This window comes from Streptomyces europaeiscabiei, from assembly GCF_036346855.1.
Taxonomy (GTDB): domain Bacteria; phylum Actinomycetota; class Actinomycetes; order Streptomycetales; family Streptomycetaceae; genus Streptomyces; species Streptomyces europaeiscabiei.
On sequence record NZ_CP107841.1, the window covers coordinates 5,484,880 to 5,499,878 of the forward strand.

At 72.0% G+C, this 14,999-nt stretch carries 13 protein-coding genes and 2 pseudogenes; 6 read left to right on the top strand and 9 right to left on the bottom strand.

What is annotated here, in order from left to right; all coding sequences use genetic code 11:
* Window positions 1-45: 45 nt before the first annotated feature.
* The gene (locus OG858_RS24040) at window positions 46-654 is read left to right on the top strand and encodes a hypothetical protein (RefSeq protein WP_319067701.1); all 609 of its coding nucleotides are present in this window, start codon (window positions 46-48) and stop codon (window positions 652-654) included.
* A gap of 128 nt (window positions 655-782) precedes the next feature.
* On the opposite strand, the gene OG858_RS24045 is transcribed toward OG858_RS24040, so the two are convergent.
* The 3 genes from OG858_RS24045 to OG858_RS24055 all read right to left on the bottom strand — a co-directional run bounded on the left by OG858_RS24045 (window position 783) and on the right by OG858_RS24055 (window position 4,750).
* A complete protein-coding gene (locus OG858_RS24045) occupies window positions 783-2,198 on the bottom strand; it encodes an alpha/beta hydrolase (protein WP_328544469.1) in 1,416 nt (471 codons plus the stop codon).
* Window positions 2,199-2,436: 238 nt separating this feature from the next.
* Window positions 2,437-3,615, bottom strand: a complete 1,179-nt coding sequence (locus OG858_RS24050; RefSeq protein WP_319260547.1) for a cytochrome P450 family protein — start codon at window positions 3,613-3,615, stop codon at window positions 2,437-2,439.
* 205 nt (window positions 3,616-3,820) lie between these two features.
* Entirely contained in the window at window positions 3,821-4,750 is a 930-nt protein-coding gene (locus OG858_RS24055; protein ID WP_408059486.1) for a patatin-like phospholipase family protein, read from the bottom strand.
* Window positions 4,751-4,935: 185 nt separating this feature from the next.
* Here OG858_RS24055 and OG858_RS24060 point away from each other — a divergent pair, with 185 nt between their 5' ends.
* Window positions 4,936-5,628 carry a TetR/AcrR family transcriptional regulator gene (locus tag OG858_RS24060; RefSeq protein ID WP_086753965.1) on the top strand — a complete coding sequence of 231 codons (693 nt, stop codon included), beginning with the start codon at window positions 4,936-4,938 and terminating at the stop codon, window positions 5,626-5,628.
* Window positions 5,629-5,682: 54 nt separating this feature from the next.
* Here OG858_RS24060 and OG858_RS24065 read toward each other — a convergent pair.
* A pseudogene (locus tag OG858_RS24065) lies at window positions 5,683-5,882 on the bottom strand (ferredoxin).
* 389 nt (window positions 5,883-6,271) lie between these two features.
* Between OG858_RS24065 and OG858_RS24070 the strand changes: the two are divergent.
* Window positions 6,272-6,748, top strand: a complete 477-nt coding sequence (locus tag OG858_RS24070) for a MarR family winged helix-turn-helix transcriptional regulator (RefSeq protein WP_319067706.1) — start codon at window positions 6,272-6,274, stop codon at window positions 6,746-6,748.
* A gap of 161 nt (window positions 6,749-6,909) precedes the next feature.
* Here OG858_RS24070 and OG858_RS24075 read toward each other — a convergent pair whose 3' ends face one another.
* A complete protein-coding gene (locus OG858_RS24075; protein ID WP_319260558.1) occupies window positions 6,910-7,995 on the bottom strand; it encodes an SCO2400 family protein in 1,086 nt (361 codons plus the stop codon).
* A gap of 419 nt (window positions 7,996-8,414) precedes the next feature.
* Here OG858_RS24075 and OG858_RS24080 point away from each other — a divergent pair, with 419 nt between their 5' ends.
* A complete protein-coding gene (locus OG858_RS24080; RefSeq protein WP_328544467.1) occupies window positions 8,415-10,265 on the top strand; it encodes a lysyl oxidase family protein in 1,851 nt (616 codons plus the stop codon).
* An 82-nt stretch (window positions 10,266-10,347) separates the two neighbouring features.
* Here OG858_RS24080 and OG858_RS24085 read toward each other — a convergent pair whose 3' ends face one another.
* The 4 genes and pseudogenes from OG858_RS24085 to OG858_RS24100 all read right to left on the bottom strand — a co-directional run bounded on the left by OG858_RS24085 (window position 10,348) and on the right by OG858_RS24100 (window position 13,242).
* Window positions 10,348-11,874, bottom strand: a complete 1,527-nt coding sequence (locus OG858_RS24085) for an MFS transporter (protein ID WP_328544466.1) — start codon at window positions 11,872-11,874, stop codon at window positions 10,348-10,350.
* 109 nt (window positions 11,875-11,983) lie between these two features.
* Window positions 11,984-12,484 carry a GtrA family protein gene (locus OG858_RS24090; RefSeq protein WP_319067710.1) on the bottom strand — a complete coding sequence of 167 codons (501 nt, stop codon included), beginning with the start codon at window positions 12,482-12,484 and terminating at the stop codon, window positions 11,984-11,986.
* Window positions 12,485-12,629: 145 nt separating this feature from the next.
* Window positions 12,630-12,767: pseudogene (locus OG858_RS24095) on the bottom strand (phenazine biosynthesis protein PhzF); the annotation flags it as partial.
* Window positions 12,768-12,858: 91 nt separating this feature from the next.
* On the bottom strand, window positions 12,859-13,242 hold the full coding sequence (locus OG858_RS24100; RefSeq protein WP_319067711.1) for a DoxX family protein: 384 nt from the start codon (window positions 13,240-13,242) through the stop codon (window positions 12,859-12,861).
* A 171-nt stretch (window positions 13,243-13,413) separates the two neighbouring features.
* Between OG858_RS24100 and OG858_RS24105 the strand changes: the two genes are divergently transcribed.
* Window positions 13,414-13,887 carry a carboxymuconolactone decarboxylase family protein gene (locus tag OG858_RS24105; RefSeq protein WP_086750991.1) on the top strand — a complete coding sequence of 158 codons (474 nt, stop codon included), beginning with the start codon at window positions 13,414-13,416 and terminating at the stop codon, window positions 13,885-13,887.
* Window positions 13,888-14,064: 177 nt separating this feature from the next.
* Window positions 14,065-14,988, top strand: coding sequence for an RNA polymerase sigma-70 factor (locus OG858_RS24110; RefSeq protein ID WP_086750990.1), 924 nt, complete (start codon window positions 14,065-14,067; stop codon window positions 14,986-14,988).
* The last annotated feature ends 11 nt before the right edge of the window (window positions 14,989-14,999 follow it).

The following is a 14,999-nucleotide window of genomic DNA, read 5'->3' on the forward strand; positions in this document are numbered from 1 at the left end:
CGGCTACACCCCCGGGGTGTCAGTGGGGCGCAGTACGTTCCGGCCATGGGCATCTATCTGGTGAGCGTCGGCGCGGAGCAATGGTTCGGTGGGGGCGAGGGCGACTGGGGGCATGTCGCCTCGGCGCTGGACGAGGAGCTGGGGCGGCGGGGGCTGCCGGCCTACGAGTCGGTGCCCGGGGAGGCGGCCTTCGCGCGTGGCTCGAAGCTGTCCTCGCTGTCCTTCGAGGAGAAGCTGATACCGCCGATGGACGGGTTCACCAGGCTGTGCGCCGCGCACCTCACCCCTGAGGAGACGGACACCCTCCTGGGCTGGACCGTGCTGGTGCCGTTGTCGCTCGACGAGGACATCCGGTTGGACGTCGAGGCCGGGTACGACTCGGCCGACGGCGAGCCCACCGTGGTCGTCGGGGCGCCTCAGGTGCTGGCCGCCGCGGAGCGGCTGGCGACAGTCGTCGAGCTGCCCGCGGAGACACCCGCGGTGTGCGGGAACCTCGAACTGACCATGTGGTTCCGGGACGGAGCGGCGAAGGAACTGGCCGCGACCCGGCCGGGCCCGTGGGCCGACGACCTCGACACGGCCTTCTACGTCGCCCTGTACCTGCGCGCCGCCCAGCACTCGATCCGCCGCGGCTGCCCGATGATCTACTCCTGACGCACGGGTACCGCCCCGGCCGTCGGGCCGGCGTCGCGAAGACGGTGGGCCTCTGAGACGGGCCACGCCTGCGGGGCCGTGCGGCGGCACGGCCCCGCAGGGTCGTCGACGAGGTCATCCCGCCCCGGTCACCCGGCCGTCCCCACCCTCCGCAGGAACTCCGCCAGCGTGTGCGTGGCCGTGTTGTGTGCCGTGGCGGCGAAGAGCGGGTCGAGGTGGTTCATGCCCTCGTCGGACTCGTAGGCGGCGTACGGGACACGGGACTCGGCGACGACGCGGCGGGCGCTCTCCACGGCGGTGCCTTTGTAGGCGCTGGTCTGGAAGGCGTAGAGGGGTATGTCGAGGCCCGGGGCGTGCCGCAGGCGCAGCCCGAGGGAGCGGGCGAGGTCGGTGTCGGCGTAGGCGTCGCTCACGTCCAGGTCGACGGAGAGCCGGGCGGGCCAGTACCACTCCCACACGCCGGGCACCGGCCCCGCGTACGCCTCCGCGACCCGCCCGATCGGCGTGATCCCGTCATCGACCCACCCCCGTACGCCACTGGCGTCGGCGTCGGCCGCCAGGTGGCCGGAGTGGACGCTGATGTCGTTCGGCCAGCCGAACCCGGCGTCGACGAAGGAGCCGAGCAGCGCGGCGTTGGTCACCGGGAACGGCACCCGCAGCGCCTCCGGCACCCGGTCCTGCAGTACGGACCGCCCCTCGGGGTCGTGGTGGGCGTACCACCCGGCGAGCTGGTACCAGATCTGTGTGCTCTCCGCCCGGCTGCCGAGCCCGACCGCGCTGAGCGTCATGTCGAGGACCCGCCCGCCGGCGATCGCCGCGAGCCGCTCCCGCACCTCCTCCGGCGAGTCCTGTACGGGCGCTCCGCTCCCCTCGAACGCCCCGCGCACACCCCCGTCGAGGACCGCCAGCCCCACGAGGTCCCGGTACCCGGCCCGTCCGCCGAAGTCCCAGGCCGCGTACGCCAGCGCGCTGGTCGCACCCCAGGAGTGCCCGCCGAGCACGACCCGCCGCCGTCCGCCCGCGCGAGCGGCGAGCACGACACACCGCAGGTCGTCGAGGGTCCGCTCCAGCCCCCACCGCCCGAAGTACCCGGCGGAGGCGGGCTCCAGCGTCCGGTACCGCCCGTCGAGGTAGTACCCGACGGGATCCGGGTCCCCGCCCCCGAACCCGCTCCGGTCGGCGAGGTTCTCCTCGCGCCGGTCGACGGCCCACACCTGGATCCCGGGCACCGAGGCCACCAGATCCCGAGCCATCAGCCGGAAGTCGTTCGCCGCCCCGAACATCCCCGGCACCAGCACCACCACGGTCCCCGCGTCCCGCGGCCCCACCTTCAGCACATGCACCCGATCACTTCCGACGGGCCCGCCCCCGGCCCCGACCGCGATCGGCACATACACCTCCCCGCCCCCACCGGCGGCCCCACGCCGCCCCTCCCCGGCACCGGCGGCCCAGGCGCTCCCGCCCCCGGCCCCGATCCCGGCCAGGGCCAGCCCTCCGCCCAGCCCACCACGCAACACCGCTCTACGCACCAGACGCTTCGTCATCTCCGGTCGTCTCCTTGAAAGTTGGGGGGCAACGACACATGGCCAAGCTTCCTCCGGCGTGCGCACGGACCGGTCACCGGGGCCTTGGAGCGGACGGTCTCATCCGCGGCGTCGACGACGCCGTGCACCGGTTCTACACCTCGGTCGTGGTCCACCTCGACCGTCCGGCTCCTCGGCGGGCCCCGTCGGCGGAACGGACCGTGACCGCCGTCGGCCGACCCGGGCCGCGGCCTGCGCATCAGCCCAGGCGGACCGGCAGTTCCGGCAGTCCCCGAAGGAGGGCACTGGTTCGCCAGGTGAGGGTGTCGGGGGTGGTGGCGAGGGTGAGGTGGGGGTGGTGTCCGAGGAGGAGGCGTAGGGCGACGGTGGCCTCGGTGCGGGCGAGGGGGGCGCCGAGGCAGTGGTGGAGGCCGTGGCCGAAGGCGAGGTGGGAGTGGGGGCGGCGGGTGAGGTCGAAGTGGTCGGGGGCCGGGAAGTGCGCGGGGTCCCGGGAGGCGGCGGCCAGGGAGATCTGGACGGCGTCGCCGGGGGAGATCGGGGTGTCGGCGAGGACCAGGGGCTCGGCGGCGAAGCGTAACGCCGTGCCGTGGACGGGGGAGTTGTAGCGGAGGGACTCCTCGATCGCCGCGCCGCAGAGAGTCAAGTCTGCGCGCAGTGCGGCCAGTTGGCCGGGGTGGGTGAGCAGGCTGTGGACGGTCGCCGAGATGAGGTTGACCGTCGTCTCGTGGCCCGCGACCAGGATCAGGAAGGCCATGCCCAGGAGTTCCTCGGAGGAGAGGACTTCGGGGACCGTCGCCGCCAGCTCGCTCAACAGGGTGTCGTCCGGGGTGGCGATCTTCCGGGCCGTCAGGTCCGTGAGGTAGTCCGTGAGGGCCGCGGCCGCGCCTGCCGCCGCCTCCGGTGACGTCGGCATCACCAGCTCCGTCGACCAGTCGTGGAAGACGTTTCGGTCCGTGTCGGGAACGCCCAGGATCTCGCAGATCACCGCCACGGGAAGCGGGAGCGCGTACTGGCTCACCAGGTCGGCCGTGCCCTCGGTGGGCAGCTCCGTCAGAAGGTCTGCCGTGATCTCCTCGATCCGGGGGCGCAGGGCCGCCGTACGGGCGGGGGTGAAGTGCGCGGCGACCGACCGGCGCAGGCGGGTGTGGCGCGGCGGGTCGCTCTGGAGCATGTTGACGCCGATCGCGTGGCCACCGTCCGTGTCCCAGGCGGAGTGGCGGATGTCGTTGCTCAGCCGGGGGTCCGTCAGCGCGGCCCGAGCGGCGTCCCGGCTCAGCACCAGCCAGCAGTCACCCGTCTGCGGGATGTGCACCCGGTGCACGGGGCCCTTCGCGCGCAGGGTCGCGTAGACGGGGTGGGGGTCGGTCGCGAAGTCGTGTCCGTCGGGGGCCAGTTCGTCCAGGGTGGGTGCTCGCATGGCCTGGTCGTCGCCTTTCGGTTCGCGGTTCGAGGTTCGGCGGTTCGCAGTTCGCAGTTCGCGTGGTGGTGGGTGGTGGGTGGTAGGCGCCGTGCTGTGGGTGGAGGGGGCGTGCAGGGGGTGTGCTCCCGAACTCCGAGTTCTGAGGTGTAGGCCGTGGGTGGTGAGTCGCGGTTGCGGGTTCTCGGCTGCGGGTGCTGGGCTGTCAACGGTCCTCGGGTTCCCCCGCCGCGCCCGGCTGCGCGCGGCCGTGCCAGATCTCGGCTACGTGCCCTGCCGCCTCCGTCGCCTGCGCGTGGCCGGCGCGGGCCGCGGCAGGGCGGCGGGAGTCGGCGGTCATGTCGCGGCCCATCGCCCGGCGGGAGACGGAGTCCGGGGTGAGGAGGACCACGGCGGTGCCCCCGGCGGAGAGTTCGGCGGCCTGCTGCCAGGAGCTGGGGTGGGGGCCCACGGCCTTCGGGATCGGCGCGACGGCCAGGACACGTTCGTAGCCGCCGGCCAGGTCGATGTTGGCGGTGGAGCGGCAGCCGCCGTCCAGCCAGCGACGGCCGGCCGCCGCGACGGGCGCCGAGACCAGCGGTACGGCACAACTGGCGGCCACCGCTTCGAGCAGCGTGACCTGTGAGGTGGCGTCGAAGGCGGTCACCTCGCAGGTCAGGGCGTCCACCGCGGTGATGCGCAGGCCTCGTGCGGGCCAGCCGCCTGTCGGGTGGGCCGCGCGAGTCGTGTGCGCTGGGCGAGTCATGTGTGGTGGGCGAGCCTCCGTCTGCCTGGTGCGCCCCGTCGTCTCTGCCGGTCCGCCGTCCTCAGCGCCGTGCAGGAGCGGCCGTAGGACGTCGAGGAAGCCGGGGTCGGGTTCGGGGTGGGCGGCCAGGGCGGCGCGGGCGAGGCGGCGTACGGAGCGGTCGGGGTCGCGGGACCCGAGGGCCGCCCGGAGGAAGCGGAGGGTCTGGGAGAGGGTGACCTTCATGGCGATCCGGTCGGCGCCGACGAGCTGGCGCTGGTAGATCTCGCCCGGTGTCTCGCCGGTCGCCAGCCGGGAGCCGAGGATCGCGCCCGCCGAGGTGCCGATGACGACGTCCGCCCGGTCGAGGTCGACACCGGCGTCCGTGAGGCCGGCGAGCACCCCGCTCATCCACGCCCAGCCGACCGGGCCTCCGCCGCCGAGTACCAGTGCCGTACCGCCGCCCACGCCGTACCTCCCGTGCCGTGTCCCGGAGGGGAACAGGGATGTGGGGAGTGCTCCCCGTTTTCTGGCTCGACGATAACATCGGGGCATCGGCACCGGGGTGGAGTCCCCGTTTATCGCGGAGGATCAGGATGACCGTCGGTGCGGGCCGTGCGACACCGTCGCCGCGGCGGCGTGACGCGCAGCGGAACCGGGAGCTGCTGGTGGCGGCGGCCCACGAGGTGTTCACCGAGCAGGGCCTCGAAGCGCCGCTGGATGTGATCGCCCGCCGGGCGGGGGTGGGGAACGCGACGCTCTACCGGCACTTCCCGAGCCGCGCCACCCTCATCGAGGCCGTCTTCCACGACCAGCTCGCCGGCACGATGGCCATCGGGGACCGGGTCCGCGACGCGCCGGACGCCTGGACCGGGCTGCACGAATACCTCGGGGCGGTCTTCGACACGCTGGCGGCCGACCGGGGCACGAACGACCTCATGACCACGCACGTGCGGGGCGTCGACGTCCTTGAGGACGTGCACGAGCACAATCGGCGGACCGTGGACCACCTGCTGGAGCGAGGCCGCGACGAGGGCACGGTCCGGGCCGACATCACCACCGACGACGTCCTCTTCGCCCTCGCCGCCCTGGGCCGTGCCGTCCCCGCACTCACCACCGCGACCGATCCCGACGCCTGGCGCCGCCCCTTGGCCCTCCTCCTGGACAGCCTCCGCCCGCCCGCATCCACGGCCACACCCCCGCCGCCCCTGCCCGGGTCAGCCCTCACCGCCGAGCAACTCGGAGACGTACTGGCTGAGTTGGGGCCGCATCGGGCGGCGAGGGGATAGCGGGCAGGGAGGCGGACGGGGGCTCGCCGAGGCAGGTGTCGGCGGGCCGGTGGCTCATGTCCCGTCGTCGAGGGTGACCGCCGCCGCCGGGCAGACCGCCGCCGCCTCGCGGACGGCCGGGTGGTGGGGCGGGGTGGGGGCCGGGTCGAGGAGTACGACGATGCCGTCCTCGTCCCGTTGGTCGAAGATCTCAGGGCGATCAGGACGCATTGGCGGGCGCCGCAGCATTTCGTCTCGTCGACGTGGACCTTCAGCAGCGCGGCCGTCTTGCCGATCACGTTCGCGGTGGTCTCGTGGCCGGCCGCCGGCAACCCCATGCCGGTGGCGAGGAGTTCGGCCTCGGTGAGCCGTTCGGCCGCCGGCGGCGCGGCGCTCTCCACGATCAGCACGCTGAGCAGATCCTCGCCCGGCTCGGCCCGCTTCGCCGCGACGAGTTCGGCCATGTACCGCGCGAGCTCCGTGAAGGTGGCCCGCGTCTCCTCCTTCGGGAAACGGCTGACGTTCGGGAACGCGTCGGACCAGTGCGAGAAGCGGTCGCGAGAGTGCATGATGCATCGATGGTGCATCATGCACTCTCCGTGCATGGCGCAATTTCGACGTAGGGTGAGGGGCCCATGGAGGCCTGACAGGCAGGAGGAGACCGGTGGATGCCCGAGAGGCGGGGGAGCGTATCGAGCGGGAGCTGTTGATCCTGACGCGGAACCGCGAGACGTCGACGCCCCGTGGCGTCCGCGGCGGCGGTGCCCTGGACCGCAGCGCCTACGTCCTGCTCACCAGACTTGAGGCCCAAGGGCCCATGTCCATCCCGGACTTCGTGGAGGCGTTCGGGTTCAACGCGTCCACGTTCACCCGGCAGACCTCGGCGCTCCTGCGGGAGGGCCTGGTGGAGCGGACCCTCGACCCCGACGGGGGAGTGGCGCGCAAGTTCCGTGTCACCGACAAGGGGTCGGCGCGTCTCGCCGAGCAGCGCGAGGAGTTCGTCGTCGGACTCACCGGTGTCATCGCCGACTGGCCCGCCGAACGCCTCCGGCGCTTCGTCGCCGACCTGGAGCGTTTCAACACCGACATCGAACGCGTCAGCGGACGTTCATGGCCACGCCCGATGGCCGACGAGCACTGAGGGGCAGGGGCACTGAGGGGCAGGGGCGCTGAGGCGCAGGGGCGCTGAGGCGCAGAGAGCGCCGACGAGCACTGACGGAAGAGCGCCGGTGGGGACGGAGAAGGGCTGACCGCCTGGCAGCGGTCAGCCCCTGTGCAGCCGGTCGGTCGTACGGCCGTACGTCAGCTCACGCACACGATGCCGAGCAGGCACAGCCCCGAAGGTGACGTCGTCGCCGTGTCGGAGCCGGAACCGTCCGAGGTCCCCGTCTCCGTCCCGCTGTCCGAGCCGGTGTCGGTGCCGCTTCCCGAGGAGTCCGCACCGGAGTCGGTCCCGGTGCCGGTGTCCGAGCCCGTGTTCGTGCCGGTGTCCGCCGAGGAGCCGGAGTCGTCGGTGGCCGGGGGTGTGGTCGTCTCGTCCGTCGGGGTGGCGGTGTCGGTGGCCGTCCCGTCGGTGGTGGAGGAGCCGGTCCGGGCCTTCTGGGCGGACTGCTCGGCCGACGTCGTGTGGGGCGAGTCGGGGTGGTTCGGGCGGGAGTTCGGCCGGTCCGCGGCAGAGCGGTCACGGGAGGTGTCGCCGGACGGGGACCACGTGGTGGGGGTGTCCGCGGTGCGCCGCGCGTCGTCGGTCTCCGTCGCCGGCGTACGGCCGCGCTGCGAGCCCTGTTCCTCGACGGAGCCCAGGCTCTCGGCGTCCGGTGCCGTGGCCGCCTGGGTGCGGTCGGTGGACTGCCGGTCCATCCCCAGCACGGTCAGACCGCCGCCGACCAGCGCGACCGCGGTCGCGACCACGGCCCGGCGCTGGTTCTTCTTCCACCGCGCCACCTGGCGCCGCCGCGCGGCCCGCCCCTGCGGCGCCGCCGGAACACCCGCCACGTCCACGTCCATGTCGGCGACGGCGTCCGCGTCCGTCCCCACCTCGGCGTCCCTGATGCCGGACGTCGGCCCGTCGGCCGCGAACCCGTCGGCCGCGAACCCTTCAGCCGTGAACCCGTCCGCCCTCGGTTCGTCCGCCACCGGCCCGTCGAGCCAACCGTCGTCCGTCGCCCCGTACCCCCAGATCGCCGCCGGCAGTGTCGGCACGATCGGTGCCGCCGGTGTCGTCGGAGGCAGCGGGATCACGACCGACCCGGCCGCCGTCCCGGTCGGCCGGGACGGGGCGACGCGGCTGTCGATCGTGGCCGGGGCTATGTCGGGCGCGTAGGCGCCGCAGCCGGGGCACACGAGGGCGCCGTTGAGATGTCGGCGACATGAGGTGCAGTAGTCCATCGAGGTCTTCCTGTGTTGACATGCCGTCGACCCGCCGGGCCGCAGGGCCGGTCACGCCACGTTCGCACGTGGGATCGAGCGGATCGAGCCGTCAGCAACGCTAACGAGGCATTCTCAGGGCTGTGTGCAGGCTGTGTGGCGCTCCTGCGTGGATTCGCCGGGGACTTGGGGCCGGTTCCGCAGGGATGTGCCGGCATGTGTTTGACGCGTGCTCACGCCCCCTTTCGGCGAATTCCGCTTCAACAGGCAACCCGCGCGCGCCATTTACCGGTCTCACAGGTTGCTCACAGAGCGGACGGGTCGAGTCCGGCCCGCCCGAGGCGTGTTGGGGCGCGCCCGTGCGGTCGGCCGGGCTTCCGGTCGGCCGACCGGTCCGGCCGGCCGTCGTCCGTGGGTTGTCCAGTCCGATGCCACTGACCATGGCACTCGAAGACGAGGAATCGATGACCAGCCAGATGACCAGTCCGAACAGTCCGAACAGTCCGGTGAACGACGGGGCGGCCGAGGGAGCGACCGGCCGGACGAGAGGTCAGGACCGTCTCAGCCGCCTGAAGCGCCCCGGCCTCGCCGCCCTGGCGTCGCTCACCGTGGTGGCCGCCATGGCCGGAGCAGCCCCCGGCGCCGGTGCCGCGCCCGCCGCGACGCCCGGGAAGCCGCAGATCAAGCTGATCGCCGCGTCGAAGTCCGTGACGCTCACCCGCTACGAGTGGGACGAGGGCGTCAGCCTGCAGCTCGGCACGTACGTCTCGGTCGACAACGCGCCCCTGGAGTTCCAGGTGACACGGAAGTCGTACAAGACCCCGATCGTCGCCAAGCAGATCCTCCGCAACGGCAAGACCGTGAAGACGAAGACCCTGCCCGCCGGGACGGTCGACGACTTCTCCGGGCTGCCCGGCTTCCTGGAGATCTCGGTCAAGAACGCGGCCGGGGACGAGGTGGTGAAGAGCAAGGGGAACTTCTGTCCGAACAACGCCTCGGGCCGGATCCGCCCGAACGCCCCGGCGACCAACCACTATCCGCAGAGCTGCTCCACCAACCCGTGGACGCTGGGCTCGGTGTGGGGAGTCGAGAAGGGCTGGGCCACCAACACCACCAACTGGGACTACGACAGGACGGTGGACCTGCCGGTGGGCGAGTACACCGCCCAGGTGCGGGTGGCGAAGAAGTACCGCACCCTGTTCGGCATCCCCGACGACCGGCCGACCATCAAGGTGACGGTACGGGAGGACCCCGAAGGCGGCGAGGGCGGCGAGGGCGGCGGGGGCGTCGGCCTGGCCCCGTCGAAGATCTCGTCGTCCTCCGGTCACCACGGTGGCCACGGTGGCCACGGTGGCCACGGTGGCGGCCACGCAGCGCAGTCCGCCCCGGCCGGACAGCAGGCCCAGGACGGCCACCACTTCGGCCCGCGCGGCGCCGACGCCCCGACGCCGCCCGAGCTTCCCTACGCCCTCGTCGACCGGGGCCGCGCCAAGCACCTGGGCGACGGCGCCGACCACACCGACGGCTCCCGCATCGCGTCCGCGCTGAAGGCCAACGCCAAGCGGCCCACCGGCAAGGCGGGCGTCGCGAAGAACGTGCCCAAGCCGGACCTGCGGTCGCTGCCCGCCTGGGACATCGCCATCACCGACGGCGAGGACGGCGACGTACCCGGCAAGGACTACCTCGCCTTCAGCGCCAACGTCTGGAACGCGGGCCCCGCGCCCCTCGTCGTCGACGGCTTCCGCAAGCCCGGCGCCGACCTGATGGACGCGTACCAGTACTTCTACGACGCCAAGGGCAAGCAGATCGGCTACGCCCCCACCGGCACCATGGAGTGGGACCCGCGCGAGGGCCACGAGCACTGGCACTTCACGGACTTCGCCAGCTACCGCCTGCTCAGCGCGGACCAGTCCAAGCAGGTGCGCTCCGGCAAGGAGGCGTTCTGCCTGGCCAACACCGACGCCATCGACTACACGGTGAAGAACGCCAACTGGGCCCCGAGGAACACCGACCTGTCCACCGCGTGCGGTTCGCAGGACGCCATCTCCGTGCGTGAGGTCCTCGACGTCGGCTCCGGCGACACGTACACCCAGTACCGTCCCGGCCAGTCCTTCGACATCACCGACCTGCCGAACGGCACGTACTACATCCAGGTCGTCGCCAACCCGGAGAACCGTCTCCAGGAGACCAACCACAAGAACAACATCGCCCTGCGCAAGGTGATCCTCGGTGGCAAGGAGGGCGCCCGCACGGTCCAGGTACCGCCGCACGACCTGATCAACGCGCCGTAACGGAAGCCTCGCCCTCGACGGCAACGAACCCCCAGGCCCAGGGCCCGGGGGTTTCGCGTTCGCTGTGCGAGGGCTGCGCGGGTCACGCCTTGGCCGCCCCGGCGACCTCCGCCCGCTCGCCGGCCGGACCTTCCCCGGCCGGACCTTCCCCGGCCGGACCTTCCCCGGCCGGGCCCTCCGGGGCGCGGACGGCCTGGCGGTGCTTCGGGATGAAGGAGGCGAGGAGGAAGGCGAGGAGGGCGGCGCCGGCGCCGATGGCCATGACGACCTTGAAGCCGTTCTCGGAGGGGAGGGCGTAGCCGCCGAAGTCGGTGGTCATCTGGGCGAGGATGACGCCGGCGAGGGCGCTGGCGAACGAGGTGCCCAGTGAGCGCATCAGCGTGTTGAGGCTGTTGGCGGCGGCCGTCTCGGACTCCGGCACCGCGCCCATGATCAGGGCGGGCATCGCGCCGTAGGTGAAGCCGACACCGCCGCCGATGATGCAGGAGACCAGGATGAGGTGCCAGACCTCGCTCATCAGGACGATGTTGAGGCCGTAACCGGCGGCGACGATCAGCGCGCCGACCATCAGCGTCACCTTCGGCCCCTTGGCCTTGGTGAGCGCGGCGGACACGGCGGACATGGCCATCATCACCAGGCCCTGCGGGGCCAGCACCAGACCGACGGTCATCATGGACCTGCCGAGGCCGTAGCCGGTCTGCTCGGGCAGCTGGAGCAGCTGCGGCAGGACCAGCGACATCGCGAACATCGAGAAGCCGAGCGCGACCGAGGCCAGGTTGGTGAAGAGCACCTGCGGCCGGGCGGTGGTCCGCAGATCGACCAGCGGCTGCTTGGCCTTCAGCTCGTAGAAGCCCCACGAGGCGAGGATCACTACCGCGGCGGCGAACAGCCCCAGCGTCGTCCCGCTCGTCCAGCCCCAGTCGCCGCCCTTGGAGACGGCCAGCAGCAACGAGACCAGTCCGGCGGACAGCCCGAGCGATCCGACCAGGTCGAAACGGCCACCGGTGCGCACCTTCGACTCCGGTACGACGATCAGGACCAGCAGGAAGGACAGGGCGCCCAGGGCGGCGGAGGTCCAGAAGAGGAGGTGCCAGTCCCAGTTGTCGGCGATGAACGCGGCGGAGGGCAGGCCGAGGGCGCCGCCGACACCGAGGGAGGCGCTCATCAGCGCGGTCGAGCCGGCGAGGCGCTCGGCGGGCAGGACGTCCCGCATGATGCTGATGCCGAGCGGGATGACGGCGGCCGCCAGTCCCTGGAGCCCACGCCCGATGATCATCGGGACGAGCGAGTCGGCCAGTCCGCAGACCACCGAGCCGGACACCAGCAGCACGATGCTGAGCAGCAGCATCCGCCGCTTGCCGAACATGTCGCCGAGCCGTCCCACGACCGGCGTCGCCACGGCCGCGGCGAGCAGGGTGGCGGTCACCGCCCACGCGGTGTCCGACGCCGGCGCGTCCAGCAGCTTCGGCAGCTCCGGCACGATCGGGATGACCAGCGTCTGCATCAGCGCGACGACGATCCCGGCCAGCGCCAGCACCGCCACCACGGCGTTCGGCCGCGCCGGGGTGTCGGCCCCCGCGTCGGGGTGTCGGGCAAGGGTGTGGGACATGACTGTGCCTCCGTCGGGAGAGGGCGGGGGGAGGAAAGAGGGGGCGTCAGGCATGTGCCCTGAGACGCCTACTTTGCTTGACTTACGCAATCATGATGACTTACTTAAGTCAAGCAACTTTTAGTACGCGGAGCTGCGGCGCGGGGGTCGGTGTCCGCTTCGGGGTGTGGCTGCGGCCGCCCGCGAAGACGACCAGGCGGAGGAGCAGGAAGCGGCCCGTGCCGGCGAGGGCGGAGGCGGTGAGGTAGGCGGCCTGTTCGGCCAGGGTGCCGGGGGAGGGCTGGAGCAGGTGGAGGGCGAGCGTCGCGGCGGTGGTGGCCGCGTAGGCGGCGGCGGCCGAGCCGGCGGACTGCCAGTGTTCGCGCCGACCGGGGCGGTGGGGTGTGGCGAAGGTGAAGCGGGCGTGGAGTTCGGTGCCGAGGAGGGTGGAGGCGATGGTGATGACCGCGTTGGCCAGCGCCCAGGGCATGGAGCCGGCGAGGAGGGTCACTGCGCCGCTGGAGAGGAGGCCGAGTCCGCCGCCGAAGAGGACGAAGCGGGCGAAGGAGGAGAGAGGGCCGGGGGGTGCGGGGGTGGTGGGCGCCGCGGAGGGCTGGGGCGCGTCGTCCATGGCGGTCTCCGTCCGCTCCTGTGTCGCGGCTCGGATGGGGGCGACACTGACTTGCTTGACTCACTCAACAATATAGACATTGCTTGAGTTAGGCAAGTATCAAGATGGAGGGTGCGTTCGGAGGGCGCCCGCTGTGCGTGTGGGGTCAGGCGATCGGGACCGCCTGGCCGGTGACCCGGGTGCGGAGGTCCACGGGGGACACGTCGATCCGCAGGTCGCTGGGGCGGCCCATGTCCTCGCCCTGGCGGATCGTGACGGTGGCCGGGGCGGTGACCAGGCCGAGGCGTACGGGAAGTTCGCCGAGGAGCCGACACGGCCGGAGTCGGCTCGACGATGACGACGACGGCCAGGAGGAGTGAGCCGAGTGCCGGTGGTCAGCCGGCGAAGGGCATGGGACCGAAACGGCCCCATGCGAGGAAGGCAGCCAGGGCGAGGTAGATCAGGTCGCCGGCGATCGTGGCCTTCTCGCCACGGCGCAGACGCATGGTGACAGCGCAGGCGAACAGCAGAACAAGTCCGGTGGCGGCCAGCGGCACCAGCACCGGGCCGATGTCGAGCACCGCGGGCAGAATCAGGCCGACCGCGGCCAGCAGCTCGACGGCGCCGATGGCCCTGAGAGCGCCGGGGCTGAACTCCAGGACCCACTGTGCGGAGGAGCCCATCGCGGCCAGCTTCTCCTGCGGCACGAACATCTTGGAGCTGCCCACCAGGCAGACGGCGGCGAGCACTCCGGCGGTGATCCACAGCGCGACGTTCATAGTCAACTCCCTGATCGAGGACTTCAGCACCCGAGACGAGACAGCGACTCGGCCTGTGACATGCCCGATCGCGGACAGCGCGGAGACATGGGTCACGCCGCGCCATGTCACAGGAGCAGGGGCCGCCTCGTCTCGGGGGTGAAGGCATCGACACACGTGGAGGAGCACACGATGGACGCGCGACTGAACTACTTCGCCAACCCGACCACCGGCAAGGCCCTCAAGCACCTCATGTCGGCCGGCCGGGAGCTGAAGGAATCGCCGCTGTCAGCCACGACGCAGGAGTTGGTGGCGCTGCGCGTGAGCCAGATCAACGGCTGCGCGGTCTGCATCGACATGCACACCAAGGAAGCCGCCGCGGCCGGCGAGAGCCCGGTGCGGCTGAACCTGATCGCGGCCTGGCGGGAAGCAACGGTCTTCACCGAGGCTGAACGCGCCGCGCTCGCGTTGGCGGAGCAGGGGACCCGGGTCGCGGACGCGGCCACCGGGGTCAGCGACGAGGTGTGGAAGCGCGCCGCCCAGCACTACGACGAGGATCAGCTCACGGCCCTCGTACTGCTGGTCTCGTTCATGAACACGGTGAACCGGCTGAACATCATCACCCAGCAGCCGGCCGGCGATTACCAGGTCGGCCAGTTCCACTGAACCGGCACCGCACTCCGGCCCGGGTCAGGCCTGCCCGGGCCGGGACGCCATGACCAAGGCCATCGGATCGGTCGCGGTGCGAGCGTTGCCCGCTCCGCTCATCCATCGGATGATCTTCGAAAGATGCCTCGTCGGCGTGGGTCCGGCCGGGCGCTCGGACAGCAAGGGGGAGTCGGCGTGGGCAAGGTCGAGGAGTTCGAGGAGCTGCGGCCGCTGCTGTTCTCGATCGCGTACCGGATCCTGGGCAGCGTGGGCGAGGCGGAGGACGCGGTGCAGGAGACCTGGCTCCGCTACGACGCCTCGACCACCCGGCCCGTGTCGGCCAAGGCGTTCCTGTCGGCCACGGTGACCCGGATCGCCATCGACGTACTGCGCTCCGCCCGGGTGCGGCGGGAGGAGTACGTCGGACCGTGGCTGCCCGAGCCGCTGCTGGACGATCCGTACGAGGACCCGGCCCGCGCGGCGGAGCTGGCCGACTCGGTGTCGATGGCGGCGCTGCTGCTCCTGGAGCGGCTCAGCCCGCTGGAGCGGTCGGTGTTCGTGCTGCGGGAGGTCTTCGCCTTCGGCTTCGACGAGATCGCCGCGGCGGTGGGACGCTCGGAGGCGGCATGCCGACAGTTACTCGTCCGGGCGCGCCGTCACATGAACGAGGGACGGCCCCGGTTCGAAGCGGACCGCCAGGAGCGGCAGGAGCTGGCGAGGCGCTTCTTCGAGGCTCTGGCGCAGGGGGAAGTGGACGGACTGCAGAGTCTGCTGTCGGCCGATGTCCAGCTCGTCGGGGACGGTGGCGGCAAGGCCCCGCAGCTGGCCAGGGCCGTCGCCGGCGCCGAGAACGTGGCCAGGCTGCTCGCCGGCGTCTACCCGCTGATGGCGCGGGTCGACATCACGTTCGAACGGCGCGAGGTCAACGGCCAGCCGGGCGCGCTCTTCCGCGACCGCGACGGCAAGGTCCTCCACATCCTCGCCCTCGACGTGCTCGACGGGCAGATCCAGACCATCCGCTCGGTCATCAACCCCGACAAGCTCGGCCACCTCGGCCCGGTCGCCGACGCCTGGGCCGTTGACCGGGAAGTGAAGCAGACCCGCAAGCAGACGCGGTGACCTCCCAACCG

Bases quoted from the DNA above. Each gene is read 5' to 3' on its own strand.
- OG858_RS24045 (WP_328544469.1), bottom strand. From the start codon at position 2,198: ATGACGAAGCGTCTGGTGCGTAGAGCGGTGTTGCGTGGTGGGCTGGGC.
- OG858_RS24060 (WP_086753965.1), top strand. From the start codon at position 4,936: ATGACCGTCGGTGCGGGCCGTGCGACACCGTCGCCGCGGCGGCGTGAC.
- OG858_RS24055 (WP_408059486.1), bottom strand. From the start codon at position 4,750: ATGAGCGGGGTGCTCGCCGGCCTCACGGACGCCGGTGTCGACCTCGAC.
- OG858_RS24080 (WP_328544467.1), top strand. From the start codon at position 8,415: ATGGCACTCGAAGACGAGGAATCGATGACCAGCCAGATGACCAGTCCG.
- OG858_RS24090 (WP_319067710.1), bottom strand. From the start codon at position 12,484: ATGGACGACGCGCCCCAGCCCTCCGCGGCGCCCACCACCCCCGCACCC.
- OG858_RS24105 (WP_086750991.1), top strand. From the start codon at position 13,414: ATGGACGCGCGACTGAACTACTTCGCCAACCCGACCACCGGCAAGGCC.
- OG858_RS24040 (WP_319067701.1), top strand. From the start codon at position 46: ATGGGCATCTATCTGGTGAGCGTCGGCGCGGAGCAATGGTTCGGTGGG.
- OG858_RS24050 (WP_319260547.1), bottom strand. From the start codon at position 3,615: ATGCGAGCACCCACCCTGGACGAACTGGCCCCCGACGGACACGACTTC.
- OG858_RS24085 (WP_328544466.1), bottom strand. From the start codon at position 11,874: ATGTCCCACACCCTTGCCCGACACCCCGACGCGGGGGCCGACACCCCG.
- OG858_RS24075 (WP_319260558.1), bottom strand. From the start codon at position 7,995: ATGGACTACTGCACCTCATGTCGCCGACATCTCAACGGCGCCCTCGTG.
- OG858_RS24100 (WP_319067711.1), bottom strand. From the start codon at position 13,242: ATGAACGTCGCGCTGTGGATCACCGCCGGAGTGCTCGCCGCCGTCTGC.